The sequence below is a fragment of the Methylobacterium sp. AC433 genome, assembly GCF_979253015.1.
The window spans coordinates 44230-61090 of record NZ_CEEDBN010000012.1 but is presented as its reverse complement, the minus strand read 5'-3'; the positions used below and the strand labels follow the sequence as shown (position 1 = coordinate 61090).

Below are 16861 nucleotides of genomic sequence, written 5' to 3'. Positions count from 1 at the left end.
GCGCCGCTCGTCAGGACACGGCTTCGAAGCGCGGAACGGGCTCGAGCCGGGAGAAGGGGCGCGGGCGCGGCTCGCAAGCGGCGCGGTGCATCGAGAGCTGCTCGTCGACGAATCGCGAGAACCGGATGCGGAACAGGTCGGCGGAGAACGGCTCCGCCTGATTCCAGCAGGCCTCGCGGGTGAAACTCTCTTCCTGCCGGATGAAGTCGCAGACGCAGGACGCGATGGCGTCGGGCTCGGGGGTGTCGAAGAACAGGCCCGTGCGGTTCGGTCCGCGGACCTGGACGGTCTCGCGGGCACCGCCGCGGCCGAGGGCGAGGACCGGCGTCCCCTCCGACTGGGCCTCCACCACGATGATTCCGAAATCCTCCTCGGCCGCGAAGACGAAGGCGCGGGCGGTGGCCATGAGACGGCGCAGTTCCTCGTCGGACACGAAGCCCGAGAAGGAGACGTTCGCGGTCGCGATCGCCTTCAGCCGATCGGCCTCCGGACCGGTGCCCGCGACCACGAGGTTGAGCCCGGGCAGCTGCGCGAAGGCGCGCACCACCGCCTCGACGTTCTTGTAGGGAACGAGGCGGCTCGCCACGAGGAAGTGGTTGGCCCGAGGCCCGTCGTAGCGCTGGCTCGACAGGGTGACGGGCGGCGGGATCACCTCGGCGCTGCGCCCGTACACCTTGTGGATGCGCCGGGCCACGAAGCCGGAATTCGCGATGATCGCGTTCGGCCCGGCCGCCGTGCGGTAGTCCCACAGGCGCATGCGGTGCAGGACGAGGCGCGCGAGGAGGCCCTTGACGCCCTTCTCGCAGTTGCTCTCGCGCAGATAGGTGTGCTGGAGGTCCCAGGCGTAGCGCATCGGCGAGTGGACGTAGGATACGTGAAGCTGGTCGGGCCCGGTGAGCACGCCCTTGGCGACAGCGTAACTGCTGGAAATGACCAGATCGTAGGTCGACAGGTCGAACTGCTCGATCGCGAGGGGCATCAGCGGCAGGTAGTGCCGGTGCCGCGTGCGCGCGAAGGGCAGGTGCTGGATGAAGCTCGTTCGCGCATGGTCGTAGCCGAGATGCGCCCGCGAAGCTTCGGGTAGGAAGTCGAACAGCGTATAGACGTGTGCCTGAGGATAGATCTTGAGCAGCTGACGCAGCACCTGCTCGGCGCCTCCGACCACATACAGCCAGTCGTGAACGATCGCGACACGCATCCGAACCATCCTTGCCGGCACGCCGGACACGAGGTGAATTTCCGCTGACTGTCGGTCCGAACGCCGACCGGCCGGAGCGCTACTCCCGAAAGGCAAAATACTACGATAAACCCGGGGGTAAAAGCAGTATCTCGAGAGACTAGTACTTAGAGATAATGGTCTAGCGTCCGCTTTGTCGAAAATTGTTTGACAGACTGTAGGGCCTCATTAACGATCAGGACTAAAAAACCATCCCGGAGGTCCGGGACGGTGCGAGTCGTTCACGGTGCGACGGCTTCAGGCAGCGGCGCGGAGCGGGTTCCCCGGTCGCACCAGCGCCGCAGTGCTGCGCCGAGGGGCACTTCGACGACGCGGTGCAGCCACTCGCCGAGAGCGATCGACGCCGACAGCGCCAGGACGAAGACCAAGGCGACCTGGAACGGGCCGGGCGCCACTAGGACGGCCGCCACCTTGGCGCCGACATGCAACATCAGATTGTGGATAAGATAGAATGCATAGCTGGCATTCCCTTGGGAGAGGAGCCAGCGCCACCGCAGGACGACGCCGCCCCGCTCCAGCAGCACCAGCGCGCCGACCGCCAGGAAAGCGGCGTTCCCCCAGACCAGGGGGCGCAGGAACCCCGTCATCTCCAGGTCGGCGCCGAGGGCGATCGCCGCGGCCTGGCCACCGAGGACGATCGACGCCGCGGCCGCGAGGGCCACCCCGGCGGTGCGCCGAACCGGGAAGCCGGGCGGCGGCGCGCCGAGGCGGTGATAGGCGTAGCCGAGGCCTGCACCGGCGACGAATTCGAGCACGATCGGCTTGGTGTAATAGGCCCAGTACAGTCCCGGCACCGGTGCGAGGCCGAGGAGAACCAGGGCGGCGAAGGCCAGGGCGAGACCGGTCATCCGCGCCCGCAGGCCCGCCAGCAGCAGGAGCGCAGCGAAGACGGCGTAGAAGAACATCTCGTAATTGAGCGTCCAGCCGACGGAATTCAGGGGTTCGACGTAGCCGCCGCGCGAGAACGGCAGGAACAGCAGCGACTGCACCACGTAGTCGGGCCGCAGTTCGACGATGCCGATCGGCTTCAGGCCGGCGAGCGCCACCAGCGCCAGCGCGAGGGTCACGAGCCAGTACAGCGGCACGACCCGGATCGCTCGGCGCACCAGGAAGGAGCCGGGGGTCTCGTCCCGCCCCGCCGTGCTCACGAACATGATGAAGCCGGACAGGACGAAGAAGGCGTCCACGCCCGCCGCGCCGAACGCGAGGGCGTCGGGCCGCGGCAGGATGGGGCCGGCGTAGAGGCCGAAATGCGTCAGGAAGACCGCATAGGCCGCCAAGGCGCGCAGGATCTGCAGATTGTAGATCATCTCTCGCCGAAGGATCGCATGTCGCCGCCCGCCCGACTGGGAGGGCGTCCGTTCAACGCCCGATCGCAGGACCTGAACGCACCGCCGACCCTAAAGTCACGCTATTCCAGGCATTATCCTGAATCATCCGGCTTTTCTACAATTCTCGTCAGACTTTGTTCATCACGATGAAATGTCTCGCGGCCGCCCGACTGGATCGTAGTGAATTTCGCAGTTTCTGGCCTTTACGGAAAGCGCCTGTAAAGCTGCACACCGCGATCATCACAGGAACGACGGGTCCACCCGATCGACCACGACTGATCCGACAACGATATTCCGCAGATCGTACAAGACAGATCAGAATTTACCATCGCCAACGTTGTTGTTTGACAATTTCGAGAACCAGACAATACATCGCCTGACCCTAGAAAGGAGCCGCACCTTGGTCACTTCCCAAGATATTCGTGAGATCCTCGCCTCGAACGAGGCGCTGGCGCCGATCGCCGATCAAATCTCGGACAACGAGAGCCTGTTCGATCGCGGCCTCGACTCGTTCGGATCGGTCCAGCTCATGCTCGCGCTCGAGGAGCGGTTCGGCATCGAGTTCCCAGACGAGTTCCTGAGCCGCAAGTCCTTCGCCACGATCGGTGCGATCCGCGAGACCGTCGCCGCCGTCATCCGTCCGCAGGCCGCATGAGCACCCTGGCCCAGCGCGCTCAGCGTGCGGCGGCGGTCGCGGCGCTCCATGCCGACGTCGTCGACCGCGAGGGCCGCTTCCCACTGGAAGCGGTCACGGCCCTCAAGGCGGAGCGCCTGCTGGGCCTTCAGATCCCGAGCCAGTTCGGTGGCGAGGGCGCAGGGCTGCGCGAGATCGCGGACGTGTGCAGCACCCTCGGGCAAGCCTGCAGCAGCGCCGCGATGGTCTTCGCCATGCACCACATCAAGGTCGCGAGCCTGGTGGCGCACGGCCTCGACAGCACCTGGCACTGCCACCTGATGGAGCGGATCGCCCAGGAACAGCTCCTCGTCGCCTCCTCGACCACGGAGGCCGGGATCGGCGGCGACCTGCGCACCAGCTTCTGTGCCGTCGAGACCACCGGGAATGTCTTCGCCCTGGGCAAGGACGCCTCCGTGATCTCCTACGGGACCCAGGCCGACCTGATCCTCGCCACAGCACGGCGCCACCCGGAGGCCGTGGGCTCCGACCAGGTGCTGGTGGCCCTGTTCGCCGATCAGATCTCCCTGGAGCGCAAGACCGTGTGGGACACGCTGGGCATGCGCGGCACCTGCAGCGACGGCTTCCGCCTGGAGGCTCGGGATATTCCCGTCGAGCAGATCCTGCCCAAGCCCTTCGCGGAGATCGCGGCCCAGTCGATGCTGGCCTCCTCGCATCTCCTGTGGAGCAGCGTCTGGTACGGCATCGCCAATTCCGCCGTCGACCGCGCCCGCACCTTCGTGCAGGCCGAGGCCCGGCGCCAACCGGGACACGTGCCGCCCACCGCCCTGCGCCTCGCGGAGGTCTCCAACGCGCTCCAGGCGATGCGGGCCGCCATCGTCTCGGCGCTCCGCCGCTACGAGGACGCGCACGGGGACGCCGACACCATCGGGTCGATCGGCTTCTCGGTCATGCTCAACAACCTGAAGACGACAACCTCCGAGATGGCCGTCGACATCGTGCAGCGCGCCCTCTCGATCGTCGGCCTCGCCGGCTACAAGAACGGCACGCCCTTCAGCCTCGGCCGCCCGTTGCGCGACGTCCTCTCGGCGCCGCTGATGATCGGAAACGACCGCATCCTCGCCAACACCGCCAAGCTTCTGCTCGTGCAGAAGGGCGGCGGCCAGCTCATGAGCGCGTGATGGACTCGACCTTCTCCACCCCGGCGGATGCCCGCGCCACCGAGATCTTCGACGAGGCCGCGGACACCGTCCCGAGCTTCCTCGACCGTCTGTTCGACCAGGGCCTCCTGGTGCGCACCGGCGTCGACGGTCTCTACGGCCGCAGCGGCGCCTTCGAGAGCGTCGTCGACGCCCTCGAGCGCCTGATCAGCCGCCTCGGCGCGGCCGACGGGGCCGAGGTGATGCGCTTCCCTCCCGGCATGAGCCGGCCGGCCTTCGAGCGCAGTGGCTACCTCAAGGGCTTCCCGAACCTCGCCGGCACGGTGCACAGCTTCTGTGGCAACGAGGCGGAGCATGCCGAGCTCCTCGCCTGCGTCGAGGCCCGGAGCGACTGGACCGGTCACCAGCAGGCGACGGACATCGTGCTCACGCCCGCGGCCTGCTACCCGCTGTATCCGGCCGCCGCCGCGCGCGGCCGGCTGCCCGAAGGGGGCGGCCTGTTCGACCTGCAATCCTACTGCTTCCGGCGCGAGCCCAGCCTGGAGCCGACCCGGATGCAGCTCTTCCGGATGCGCGAATACGTCCGCATGGGCAGCCCCGAGCAGGTGCTCGCCTTCCGCGAATCCTGGCTCTCCCGCGGCACCGAGATGATCCGCAGCCTCGACCTTCCGCTGGCCATCGACGTGGCGAACGACCCGTTCTTCGGCCGGGCCGGACGGATGCTCGCCAACAACCAGCGCCAGCAGAACCTGAAGTTCGAGCTGAACGTGCCGGTGAACAGCATCGAGAAGCCCACCGCCTGCCTCAGCTTCAATTACCATCAGGATCACTTCGGAACCACCTGGGACCTGCGCCAGGCCGACGGCAGCGTCGCCCACACCGCCTGCGTCGGCTTCGGCCTGGAGCGGATCACCCTGGCGCTGCTGCGCCATCACGGCCTGGACCTCGCCGCCTGGCCGGACGCCGTTCGCACCACCCTGTGGGGCTGAGCCGGTGACCACCCCACTTCTCCGGCCGGCACCGGGCCTCGGCCCCGCGACGTCCTACGTGCCGCACCCGCTCCACGCGGCCGACCGCAACTGGCCGGAGACGAACTGCTACGTCGACCTCTGGATCGAGCTCCTGCACGGGCGCGGCCTCGTGCCCGAGGCGATGCTGGGCTTCACCCTGAGGCAGGATTTCGAGGGCGACCAGTTCACCTTCTTCAAGCCGCCGGCGGCCGATATCGAGCGGCTCTACGGGCTCGAGGTGCTGGAGCTCGCGGTCTACGACAGCCTCGAAGCGCAGGCCCTGGTCCAGGTGCCTCAGGGCCGGCCGGTGCTGGTGGAGGTCGACGCGATCCATCTGCCCGACACCCACGGCACCACCTACGGCCGGGAGCACGCCAAGACCACGATCGGCATCCTGGCCCTCGACCCGGAGACGGAGGAGCTCGACTACCTGCACAATGCCGGACGCTTCCGCCTCTCCGGCGGCGATTATCGCGGCATCTTCGGGCCGGCCGTGCTGCCGCCCTATGCGGAGTTCGTGAAGGCGGTCGCACCGCCCATGAACGCGGCCGAGCTGCCGGGCGCCGCGCTCGAGCTGCTGCGGCGCCACCGCGCCCGGGCGCCAGGGCACAATCCGGTGCTGGCTTTCCGCGACACCCTCGCGCGGACCGCACCGGCCCTGGTGCAGCGGCCCCTCGGCGTCTTCCACGCCTATGCCTTCAACACCACCCGCCAGCTCGGCGCGAATTTCGAGATGCTCGCGAGCCATCTCGCCTGGCTCGACGCGGCGGGCGCCGGACCCTTCGCCCCCGCTTCGGACACGGCCGTTCGGCTCGCCGTCGAGGCCAAGGCCTTCCAGTTCCAGCTCGCCCGGGCCTTCCATCGCCGCAGCGCCGAGGGACTCGCGCCGCGCCTGGACCGGCTCGCGGCCACCTACGCGGACGTGTTCGCGGTCCTCGACCGCGCCCTCGGCCGATAGGGGCGGAACATGGCCCGGATCCGGTCCATCGACGGTGTGGCTCCGCAGGCCGTGGACGGCCCTTGGCGGCTTGCCCTCACGCCGCCGGGCGCCTGGGCCGGGCCGGGCGACCTGTCGGAGGCCGTTGACTGGATCCCGGCACCGGTGCCGGGCACCGTAGCCGCCGCCCTGCGCGACGCGGGCCGCTGGTCCGAGGCGGCGCCGACGCCGATCCAAGACCGGGACGTGTGGTACCGAACCCGGCTGACCCAGGGCGGCTCCCTGCGCCTGCGCTTCGAAGGCCTCGCGACCCTCGCCGAGATCTGGCTCGATGGCGTGCCCGTGCTGGTCTCCCGCTCGATGTTCGAGGCGCACGCCTTCGAGGTCGATTTCCGGCCGGGCGCCGAGATCGTCCTCTGCTTCCGGTCGCTCCAGGCGGAACTCGATCGCCCGGGCAAACGCGGGCGCTGGCGCCCCCGGATGATCACGCCGGGCTCCCTGCGGCACGTCCGCACGAGCCTCCTCGGCTTCATGCCGGGCTGGTGCCCGGAGATCGAGCTCGTGGGTCCCTACCGCCCGGTGACCGTGGAGCCCCTGCGCCCCGGCGTGACGGAGGCAGACCTGCGGGCCACGTACGATGGCGAGACCGGCCGCCTCCTTGCGCGCCTGCGGATCTCCGGCCAGCCCACCTCCGTCACCCTCCGCTGCGACGGCCGCGCCGTGGCCCTCGCGGAATCCGAGACCGGCCTCTTCATCGGCACGCTCGCGCTGCCCGGCGTCGCGCCCTGGTGGCCGCACACCCACGGCACGCCCCATCTGCACCCGGTGAGCGTCGAGGTCGACGGCGTGACGGTCGATCTCGGCCGGACGGGCTTTCGCACCCTGTCGCTGGCGCGGCCCTTCGAGGAGGGCCTGGCCCTGGCCGTCAACGGCGTGCCGATCTTCTGCCGCGGTGCCAACTGGACACCCTCGGACCTCGTCGGCCTCGGAGCCGAGGATTGCGCCGCCCTCGTCGGCCTTGCTCGCGAGGCCGGCATGAACATGCTGCGCGTCTCGGGCACCACGCTCTACCCGGCGCCCGATTTCTACGACCTCTGCGACGCCGCCGGCATCCTGGTCTGGCAGGACCTGATGCTGGCGAATTTCGATTATCCGCACGATGCGGCCGGCTTCGCCGCCACGCTCGCCCGCGAGGTGACGGGCGTCCTCCAGCAGGCGCAGCTCGCCCCCTCCCTCGCCGTGATCTGCGGCGGCAGCGAAGTCTGGCAGCAGGCCGCCATGCTCGGAGCGCCGCGCAGCGTCTGGGCCGACCCGTTCTGTGCCGAGACCCTGCCGGGGCTCGTCGGCGAGACCCGGCCCGACCTCGTGGTCGTGCCGAACTCGCCGTCGGGCGGCGACCTGCCGTTCTCTCCGAGCGCGGGCTGCACCCACTATTACGGCGTCGGCGCCTATCGCCGCCCCCTGGAGGATGCGCGCCGCGCCGAGGTGGGCTTCGCCAGCGAATGCCTGGCCTTCGCCAATCTGCCGGAGCCCGCGACCCTCGGACGGACGAGCCCGGCCGACCCGCTCTGGGACCGGGGTATTCCTCGCGACCGGGGCGCAGACTGGGATTTCGAGCAGGTGCGCGACCACTATGTCGGCCTGCTCTACGGCGTCGATCCCGCAGCCCTGCGCATCGACGATCCGGAGCGCTACCTCGAACTCGGCCGCGCCGCCGTCGCCGAGGTGATGGAAGCCACCTTCGCCGAGTGGCGAAGGGCGCGCTCGCCCACGGCCGGCGGGCTCGTCTGGTTCCTGCGCGACCTCGGGCCGGGCACCGGCTGGGGGGTGATCGACTCGACCCAGGCCCCGAAATCCGGCTGGTACGCCCTGAAGCGCGCCTTCCGCCCGGTGCAGGTGACCCTGTCGGACGAGGGCCTGGGCGGGCTGCACCTCCACGTCCACAACGAGACCGCCGCGGGGCTGGATCTCCGCTTGGGACTGACCTTCGCGGACCGCACCGGCAAGGTCGCGGCACGGGCCGAGCGCGACCTGACAATCGGTCCGCGGGCGTCCCTAACCCTGTCCTCCGCCGAGATGCTCGGCCGCTTCTTCGATGCCACCGACAGCTACCGCTTCGGCCCACGCATCCACGACGTCGCGCATGCCCGCCTCACGGACGCGCAGGGGACGGTCATCGCCGAGAGCTTCCACTTTCCCGGCCTCCGGCCGGTCACCCCGGACGCGATCGGCCTGCACGTCACGCCCGTGGCCGACGCGCCCGTGCCGACCCTGCGCATCGCCACCGACCACCTCGCCCTCGGAGTGAGCGTGCGGAGCCCGGAGGCGCGGCCTTGCGACAGCGGCTTCCACCTGGCGCCGGGCACGGAGAGGCTCGTCAGCTTCCCCGGTCATCTCCAGCTTCCGCAAGGCGTGGTCGGGGCACTCAACACCCGAGAGATCGTGAGATTCGGTCATGATGCCTGACGTCCGTTCCATGACCGCCCCGGATACGGCGCCCCAGGCCGCCGTGCCCGTGACCTTCGACGATCTGTTCAGCTGGATCCACCCGGCCGCGGGCCGGCGTGGCGTGGTCCTGTGCGGCGCCTGTGGCTTCGAGCAGATGGCCGCCCACCGCCCTTGGCGCGCCCTGGCGGAACGGATCGCCGCGGCCGGCTGTCCGACCCTGCGGTTCGACTATCCGGGGGAGGGCAATTCGGGCGATACCGACGAGGCACGGCTCTCCGACCACGTCGCGGCGGTCCGCCGGGCGGTGCGCTTCCTGCGCGAGACGACCGGCGTGGAAGAGATCGTCCTCGTCGGCCTGCGGCTCGGCGCCAACCTCGCCCTGCTGGCGGCCCAGGAGGAGGCGGTCGACCGTCTGGTCCTGCTGGCGCCGGCGGCGACGGGGCGGGCCTATCTCCGCGAGATGCGGCTGCGTGCCCGGACGGTCGGCGGGGTCGCGGAGGGCGCGACCCCGAAGGCGGATGCCCACGACCTGTCCGTCGGCGGCTTCCGCATGGGCTCAGCCTTCCTGGCCGATCTCAGCGCCCTGGACGCCGGCGCGATCGGACACGCACCGGCGCCGCGGACCCTGCTCCTCGCGCCCGAAACGCGGACGCTGACGGGCAGGCTGACCGCCCTCGGCGGCATCGTGGAGACCGGGCCGCTTCCCGGACTTTCGCTCCTGGTCGGCGACCCGATCTTCGCCGAGGTTCCGGAGGCGGATTTCGAACGCATCACCGCCTTCGCGACAGACGGCCTCACGATCGCGGGTGCCGCCGCTCCGCTCCGCATTTCCCCGGCGCGCCTGGACGGCGCCGGCTGGTCCGAGACGCCCGCCCGGTTCGAGCCGGACCTGTTCGGCATCCGCTGCCTGCCCCGGCGGCAGGACCCCGGCGCACCGACGGTGGTGTTCGTCTCCACCGGCATGACCGTGCATTCCGGCTGGGGCCGCCAGACCACGGACCTCGCCCGTAGGCTCGCCGTGGAGGGCGTTCCCTCCGTCCGCTTCGACCTCGCCGGCATCGGCGACAGCGGCCGCCGGCCGGATGCACGCAAGCCCCCCTACGCTCCCGACGGCTTCGCGGATGTGGGCCGGGCCCTCGATCACCTCGCCGAGGCCCGAGGCCCCATCGTCCTCGTGGGCAATTGCAGCGGCGCCTACGCGGCGTTCCAGGCCCTTTGCCGCGACGCGCGCGTCGACGGCGCACTTCTCGTCAACCTCTACTGCTTCGACTGGGACCCGAACGAGGATGTCGACGCCGTGATCCGCCAGACCGTCGGCAGCACCGGCACCTACGCGTCGCTCCTGAAGCGGGGCGCGACGTGGCGGCGGCTCCTGCGCGGCGAGATCCACGTGCGGGCGATCGGCGGGACCCTCGCCAGGCGGGGGGTCGAGACGGCCGTGCGGCGGCTGCGGCGGCTGATGAACCCGATCTCTCCCGGCGGCTCCGTCGCCCGGCGGGTGGCCCGGCTGCGGCGGCGCGGCGCCGAGATCCGCCTCGTCTACAGCGCCGGCGATCCCGGGCTTGCGGCCCTGCGCCGCCATCTCGGGCGCTCGCCCGGCCGAGCCGACCGGCGCCTCGGCACGCCGGTGGCGATCGTGCCGGATGTGGACCACAACTTCAGCTCGGCCGCGGCGCAGGCGATGCTCGGAACCCACCTGCGTGACCTGCTGCGCGCGGTTCAGGAAGCCCGGGCCTCCCGGACCGAGGCCCGGACACCCGCCGACGCCCGCTCCCGGACCACCGCCGTCGCGGGCCTCGCGTGAGCGGCCTCACCCGGCGGGCGGCCCTGGCCCTGACGGCCGGGATCTTCGCCGCGCGGGCCGAGGCCGCAGTCTCGCCGGTGCACCGCTGTGAGGATCTGATCGACGCCGTCGGCATCAACGTGCATTTCGGCCATGGGGGCTCGCCCTATGTCGAGCGCTTTTCCGCCTGCGCCGCCGCGCTCGACGACCTCGGCGTGCGCCACCTGCGCGACGACATCGTCCTCGTGGGCACGGAACCGGCCGGGCAGTTCGCGCGGATCGCGGAGCTCGCCCGCCGGGGCTACCGCTTCAGCCTGGTGTTCTATGATGGCCTGACGCCCGGTCCGCGGGTGTCGCCGGAGCGCTTCGCCGAGATCGCCGACTGGACGGAGGATGGGCTCGTGGTGGCGGAGGGCGGCAACGAGCCGCCGGTGGCCGCGAGACCCGGCCTCGCCCGCCTCTCCGCCGAGCATCAGGCGGCCCTGTTCCGCGCGGTGCGGAGCGATCTGCGCCACCGCTCCGTCCAGGTCGCCGGCCCGAGCTACATCCAGGCGAACATCGCTGCCGCGGAGAACCTGTCCGGCTCGGTCGATCTCGCCAACGTCCATGCCTATCCGGGGCCGGAGCACCCCGAGACCCGGGGAGCGGGCAGCCTCGGCGGCTTCCTCGCGGCGGTGCGGCCGGTCTTCGGGACCGCCCGTGCGATCGTCACCGAGAACGGCTATCACACCGCCCTGGCGTCCACGAGCGCGCACCTGCCGGTCTCGGAGGGCATGCGCGCCCGCTACCTGCCGCGCATGCTGCTGTGGAGCTACCTCCAGGGCGTGCGGCGGACCTACCTCTACGAGCTGATCGCGTCCTTCGAACGGGGCGACACCGACCCGGAAAGCCGGTTCGGACTCCTCGCCCACGATGGCACGCCGAGCCCGTCCTTCGCCGCCGTGCGCAGCCTGATGCGCCTGTTCGGCGGGAGGGCGGAGGAGGCGGGCAGCGCCCGGGACCGTATCGACGTCGCGCTTCCGGCGGAGGTGCCCGACCTCGTGGCGGCGAGCTTCCAGCGCGCGGACGGCGCCCTGCTGGTTCCGATCTGGCTCGGCATCGACGGCTGGGACCGCAGCGCCCGGGCGCCCCGGCCGGACATCGCACCGCGGTCCGTGGAGATCCGCCTCTCGAGCCCGCCCCGGAGGTTGCGCCTGCACCGCTTCGGCGACGACGGGAGCGTCCGCGTCAGCCCACTGCCGCCGACGCAGATTCCCACCGTGGCGGCCAGCGACCGGCTCGCCGTCCTGGAGGTCTGGTAGGGCCCTTCAGGACGCCGTCTCGTCCACGAACCGGACGCCGATCTCGCCGAGCTTGCGCCAGGCGACCCGGGCCGGGTGCCGCTCGCCCTGCGGCTCCAGCAGCAGGGTGAAGCGGTCCGGGATCCCGACGACGCTCGCGACCCGCAGGCGGGCGCCGGAGGGCGAGCGGTTGCGCAGCGTGCAGTCGATGACGCCGCCGCCGTCCAACGCGATCTTGCCCGCCAGCAACGTGCGGGCGCGGGGCTCGGATCGTCTCTCTTCCATCGCTCGGCGCCGTGATGTTTCGGGTCGGCCGTTCGTAGGGTCGAAGTGGTTACGACTCGGTATCGCGGACCGGACCGTGGGACATCATCGGAATTGTGCGCCGATCATCTCATCGGTGCGCCAGACGATGCTGCAAACCTTCACGCCATCGAGGGGAGGGGCCGTGAGCAGGAAGGTGGTCGGCACGAGAGCGGCATCCGGCAGGGTGATCTTGACGCCGCCGAGCGAGAAATCATGCACCAGACAGGCGATCTCGGTGTGCTCGTCGACGGTGATGCTGCCGGTCTCGTCGGATCGGAAACGGGGTTCGGCACGGCGCTCCGAGGGGGGCGCTTGCAGGGTTGCTTGCATGGAATGGGTCCCGAGGCGGGTCTGACGGGGCAGGATCCGCTGGCGCGCAGCAAGGAGCGCCTAACCCGGTTGCTCAAATTGTCGGCACCCACGAAAAAATCCGGGATCGGCAAAGGCGGCGTAGACGCCGGGGTCGCGTCGAGGTCGCGCCGTCCCCGTGCTGCCGGATGACAGATGCGCGCGGAGCACAACCCTCGGCTGGAACCGGGCCGCAGGACGACCGGTTCGGCAGGGGGACAACCGGAGCCGAGCGCCATGAAGATCGTCACCGTCGCGGACCTCATCGTCGACACCCTCGACCAGGCCGGCGTCCAGCGGATCTACGGCATCGTCGGCGACAGCCTGAACGCGCTGACCGAGTCGCTGCGGGCGCGGGGCACCATTGACTGGGTCCATGTCCGGCACGAGGAGGTGGCGGCCTTCGCGGCGGGGGCCGACAGCCAGCTGTCGGGCAAGCTCGCGGTCTGCGCCGGGTCCTGCGGGCCGGGGCACGTCCACCTCATCAACGGCCTCTACGATTGCCACCGCACCCGCACCCCGGTGCTGGCCATCGCGGCGCATATCCCCTCGTCCGAGATCGGCTCGGGCTACTTCCAGGAGACCCATCCGGGCGAGCTGTTCCGCGAGTGCAGCCACTATTGCGAGATGGTGGGCGACGCCTCCCAGCTGCCGCAGGTGCTGGAGAACGCCATGCGGGCGGCGATCGGCCTCTCCGGGGTGGCCGTGGTGATCGTCCCGGGCGACGTCGCCCTGATGGATGCGCCGACCCGCGGGGTCGCCCCCAATGCCGGGCTGATCCCGCCCCGGCCCGTGGTGCGCCCGGCCGAGACCGAGCTCGACGCGCTCGCCGAACTGCTCAACGGCTCGGAGCGGATCACCCTCCTGTGCGGGCGCGGCTGCGCGGGCGCCCATGCCGAGCTGCTCCGGCTCGCCGAGGCCCTCAAGAGCCCGATCGTCCATGCGCTGGGCGGCAAGGACGTGGTCGAGTACGACAACCCCTACGATGTCGGCATGACCGGGCTGATCGGCTTCCCGTCGGGCTATGCCGCGATGATGTCCTGCGACACCCTGCTGATGCTGGGCACCGACTTTCCCTACCGGCAGTTCTACCCGCAGGACGCCAAGATCGCCCAAGTCGACATCCGCCCGGAGCAGCTCGGGCGCCGGTGCAGGCTCGACCTCGGCCTCGTCGGCCACGTCGACGACACCATCCGGGCGCTGCTGCCCAAGCTCACCCACAAGGCCGAGCGCAAGCATCTCGACGCGGCCCTGAAGCACTACGCCAAGGCGCGGGAGGACCTCGACGACCTCGCCACGGGCGCGCCGGCGACGGGCTGGTTCGGCCGCAAGTCGGCCAAGCAACCGATCCACCCGCAATACCTGACGAAGCTCGTCAGCGAGGCGGCCGCCGACGACGCGGTGTTCACGGCCGATGTCGGCACCCCGACGATCTGGGCGGCGCGCTACCTCAAGATGAACGGCCGGCGCCGGCTGATCGGCTCCTGGGTCCACGGCTCGATGGCCAACGCCATGGCGCAGGGCATCGGCGCGCAATCGGCCTATCCCGGCCGGCAGGTGGTGTCCCTCTCCGGCGACGGCGGCTTCGCCATGCTGATGGGCGACCTCCTCACCCTGCGCCAGCAGACGCTGCCCCTCAAGATCGTGGTCTACAACAACGGCACCCTCGGCTTCGTCGAGCTCGAGATGAAGGCCGCCGGCTACCTCGAGACCGGGGTGTCCCTCGACAACCCGGACTTCGCCGCCATGGCCCGCGGCGCCGGCATCCACGCCGTCCGGGTCGAGGACCCGGCCGAGCTGGACGCGGCGGTCCGCGAGGTGATGGCCCATCCCGGCCCCGCCCTCCTCGACTGCGTGGTGGCCCGCCAGGAACTCTCGATGCCCCCGAAGATCGACGGCAAGCAGGTGAAGGGCTTCAGCCTCTACGTCCTGCGCGCGGTGATGAGCGGCCGGGGCGATTCCGTGCTCGACCTGGCCAAGACCAACCTGCTGCGGTGAGGCGGCGGGGCCGCGCGGACGGCGCCGTGCTTCGACGGCCCGGATCCGCCTGACGAGATCGAGCCGATCCCCGCGGGTGGGATGGCGCGACGGGTCGGACGTCGTCGTGGAGCCGGGAGCCTTCATTTCCGACAGGCGCGAGCCTGAGGATCGCGCGCTTGAGCCGAACGGCTTCCCGCCGATCCGGTCTTGGGATGCGGAACCGGAGGAGCGGCCATCGGCCCGGGACGGGGGTTGGCCGCTCCTCCGATTCGACCGCTCGACATCCGCCCAGGCCCGGGGGCGCGGAGCGTTCCCCGGCCGGTTCCTTCTCAGAGGCTCGGGTGCAGCCCGCGGACGGGGCTCACGCCCTCCAGCACCGAGGCGGCGTGCAGGATCGTGGCCTCCGCCTGCCAGCGGCCCACCAGTTGCACGTTGATGGGCAGGCCCTCCCGGCTGGTTCCGAAGCGCATCGACAGCCCCGGCAAGCCCGTAACGTTCAGGGGCACCGTCGCCCCCTGAAGGTAGGTCAGGTCGACCGTCTCGCCGTTGACGACGAGCTCGTTGATGCCGTGCTTGTGCGCCGGCACCGGCAGCACGGGGGTCAGGAGAACGTCGTAGTCCCGGAAGTAGGTGGCATAGCCGTCCCGGAGACGCTCCGCCGCCTGCTCGGCCGCGATGTAGTCCTCCATCGACGTGTCGGGCAGCGACAGCATGGTCCTGGCCATCGTGTACATCTGGTCCTCGTGCCCGGCGGTCGCCTCCCGGAAGGCGGGCTTCATCTCCATGACATGGAGCTTGTTGAACACGTCGAGGGCGAAGTCGCGCTCCAGCGCCGGGATGCGGACCTCCTCCACGCGGTGACCCTCGCCCTTGAGTGCCTCGGCCGCCGCCTTGACGGTCGCCGCCACCTCCGTGTCGATGGGACCGAAGCCCGGCCCGACCATCCAGCCGACGCGGAGCGTGCGACCCGGCCCGGCGCCCGTGCCGGCGTCGGACGAGGCCGCGCTCGTCGCGAAGGCGTCCAGGCCATCGGGGCCGGACAGTTGTGAGAAGGCGAGGGCGAGGTCGCGGATGCTGCGCGCCATCGGACCGACATGCCAGAAGCGGCGCGGCGCCCGAGGCCAGATGCCGGTCATCGGCACGCGCCCATGGGTCGCCTTCAGCGAGACGATACCGGTCTGGGCCGCCGGGCCGCGCACCGAGATGGCGAGGTCGGTGCCGAGACCCAGCGGCGACATGCCCGCCGCGATGGCCGCCGACTCGCCGCCGCTTGACCCGCCGGGCGTGCGCTCGAGGTTCCAGGGATTGTTCGAGCGACCGGAGAGCAGGTTGTCGCTCTCGATCCAGTAGGAGAATTCGGGAAGGTTGGTCTTGGCGAGCAGGATGCCGCCGGCCCTCTTCAGCCGGGCGACGCTGGTCGCGTCGGCATCGGGGATGCGGCCCTCGAAGATGGGCGAGCCGCGCTGGGTGAGGACCCCCTCGGTGTCGATGGAATCCTTCACGGTGAACGGGACGCCGTGCAGGGGTCCCAGTTCCTTGCCCGCCATGACCGCCGCCTCGGCCTCCTTCGCGGCAGCGCGCGCACCCTCCGCGACCGTGACGATGGCGTTGACCTGCGGATCGACGGCGTCGATGCGGTCGAGATGCGCCTGCACGACCTCGACCGGCGAGAGCTGCTTGGTCCGGATCAGCTCGGCCAGTCGGGTGGCGTCGGAGAAGATGATGTCCTGGGTCATGTGCGTTCCCTACCTGTCGTTAGGCAGTCAACAGCTAGGGCTGGATTTTCGAGCCGTCAACCCCTAACTAACGATCGGTAGGTAGTTTGGTCCAAGGGGAGACGGGGATGGGTACGAACGTGAAGGAGACGATCCTGGCCGCTGCCAGGAAGACCGCGCAGGCGCACGGGTATGGCGGCTTGAGCTACCGCGACCTCGCCGCCGACGTCGGCATCAAGGCGGCGAGCATCTACCACCACTTCGCCAGCAAGGCGGATCTCGGCGCGGCCGTGGCGAGGCGTTACTGGGAGGATACCGCGGCGGAACTCGACGCGATGCTGGCCGAGACCTCCGACCCGGTCCAATCCCTGCGGCTCTACCCGGGCACCTTCCGGCGGTCGCTCGCGGACGGAAACAGGCTCTGCCTGTGCAGCTTCATGTCGGCCGAATACGCCAACCTGCCGGAGGTCGTGCAGCGCGAAGCCCAAGGTTTCGCCGACGTCAACATCGCCTGGCTCGCCAAGGTGCTGGTCATGGCGGGGGCAACGACGGCCGAGGACAGCGAAGCGCGGGCCCGTGCCATCTTCGCCGCGGTGTCCGGTGCCCAGCTCTACGCGAGGAGCCGCTCGGACATCTCGCAATTCGACACGCTGATCGGGAGCTACCGCGCTTCGGGCCTGCTGCCGACATAG

Annotated in this window: 14 protein-coding genes; 9 read left to right on the top strand and 5 right to left on the bottom strand. The window is 70.4% G+C overall.

Annotated features, from left to right (window positions below; all coding sequences use genetic code 11):
* Positions 1-10 precede the first annotated feature (10 nt).
* A complete protein-coding gene (locus AC0IWM_RS16615; protein ID WP_471756810.1) occupies positions 11-1198 on the bottom strand; it encodes a glycosyltransferase in 1188 nt (395 codons plus the stop codon).
* A gap of 260 nt (positions 1199-1458) precedes the next feature.
* On the bottom strand, positions 1459-2547 hold the full coding sequence (locus tag AC0IWM_RS16610) for an acyltransferase family protein (protein WP_471756808.1): 1089 nt from the start codon (positions 2545-2547) through the stop codon (positions 1459-1461).
* Between the two features lie 421 nt (positions 2548-2968).
* Between AC0IWM_RS16610 and AC0IWM_RS16605 the strand changes: the two genes are divergently transcribed.
* From AC0IWM_RS16605 to AC0IWM_RS16575, 7 genes are read left to right on the top strand one after another with little or no spacing between them, the layout of a single operon-like run.
* Positions 2969-3223: an acyl carrier protein gene (locus AC0IWM_RS16605; RefSeq protein WP_471756806.1), complete on the top strand. Its 255-nt coding sequence runs from the start codon at positions 2969-2971 to the stop codon at positions 3221-3223.
* Complete coding sequence (locus tag AC0IWM_RS16600; protein ID WP_471756804.1) at positions 3220-4383, top strand: acyl-CoA dehydrogenase family protein; 1164 nt, start codon at positions 3220-3222, stop codon at positions 4381-4383. The genes AC0IWM_RS16605 and AC0IWM_RS16600 overlap by 4 nt, the downstream gene beginning before the upstream one ends.
* Positions 4383-5351: an amino acid--[acyl-carrier-protein] ligase gene (locus tag AC0IWM_RS16595; RefSeq protein ID WP_471756802.1), complete on the top strand. Its 969-nt coding sequence runs from the start codon at positions 4383-4385 to the stop codon at positions 5349-5351. The genes AC0IWM_RS16600 and AC0IWM_RS16595 overlap by 1 nt, the downstream gene beginning before the upstream one ends.
* 4 nt (positions 5352-5355) lie before the next feature.
* Entirely contained in the window at positions 5356-6330 is a 975-nt protein-coding gene (locus AC0IWM_RS16590; RefSeq protein ID WP_471756800.1) for a DUF1839 family protein, read from the top strand.
* 9 nt (positions 6331-6339) lie between these two features.
* The gene (locus tag AC0IWM_RS16585) at positions 6340-8775 is read left to right on the top strand and encodes a glycoside hydrolase family 2 protein (RefSeq protein ID WP_471756798.1); all 2436 of its coding nucleotides are present in this window, start codon (positions 6340-6342) and stop codon (positions 8773-8775) included.
* 10 nt (positions 8776-8785) lie between these two features.
* Positions 8786-10561 (top strand): alpha/beta fold hydrolase, encoded by a 1776-nt coding sequence (locus tag AC0IWM_RS16580; RefSeq protein WP_471756796.1) that lies wholly within the window; start codon positions 8786-8788, stop codon positions 10559-10561.
* Complete coding sequence (locus AC0IWM_RS16575) at positions 10558-11841, top strand: hypothetical protein (protein ID WP_471756794.1); 1284 nt, start codon at positions 10558-10560, stop codon at positions 11839-11841. Before AC0IWM_RS16580 ends, AC0IWM_RS16575 begins: the two co-directional genes overlap by 4 nt.
* A 6-nt stretch (positions 11842-11847) precedes the next feature.
* On the opposite strand, the gene AC0IWM_RS16570 is transcribed toward AC0IWM_RS16575, so the two are convergent.
* On the bottom strand, positions 11848-12105 hold the full coding sequence (locus tag AC0IWM_RS16570) for a PilZ domain-containing protein (protein WP_471756792.1): 258 nt from the start codon (positions 12103-12105) through the stop codon (positions 11848-11850).
* An 84-nt stretch (positions 12106-12189) separates the two neighbouring features.
* Positions 12190-12456 (bottom strand): PilZ domain-containing protein, encoded by a 267-nt coding sequence (locus tag AC0IWM_RS16565; RefSeq protein WP_471756790.1) that lies wholly within the window; start codon positions 12454-12456, stop codon positions 12190-12192.
* Between the two features lie 255 nt (positions 12457-12711).
* Between AC0IWM_RS16565 and poxB the strand changes: the two genes are divergently transcribed.
* Positions 12712-14472 (top strand): ubiquinone-dependent pyruvate dehydrogenase, encoded by a 1761-nt coding sequence (gene poxB, locus AC0IWM_RS16560; RefSeq protein WP_471756788.1) that lies wholly within the window; start codon positions 12712-12714, stop codon positions 14470-14472.
* 311 nt (positions 14473-14783) lie between these two features.
* Here the strand turns inward: poxB and AC0IWM_RS16555 are convergent, their stop codons facing one another.
* A complete protein-coding gene (locus AC0IWM_RS16555; RefSeq protein ID WP_471756786.1) occupies positions 14784-16190 on the bottom strand; it encodes an amidase in 1407 nt (468 codons plus the stop codon).
* Between the two features lie 107 nt (positions 16191-16297).
* Here AC0IWM_RS16555 and AC0IWM_RS16550 point away from each other — a divergent pair, with 107 nt between their 5' ends.
* Positions 16298-16861, top strand: a complete 564-nt coding sequence (locus tag AC0IWM_RS16550) for a TetR/AcrR family transcriptional regulator (RefSeq protein ID WP_471756784.1) — start codon at positions 16298-16300, stop codon at positions 16859-16861.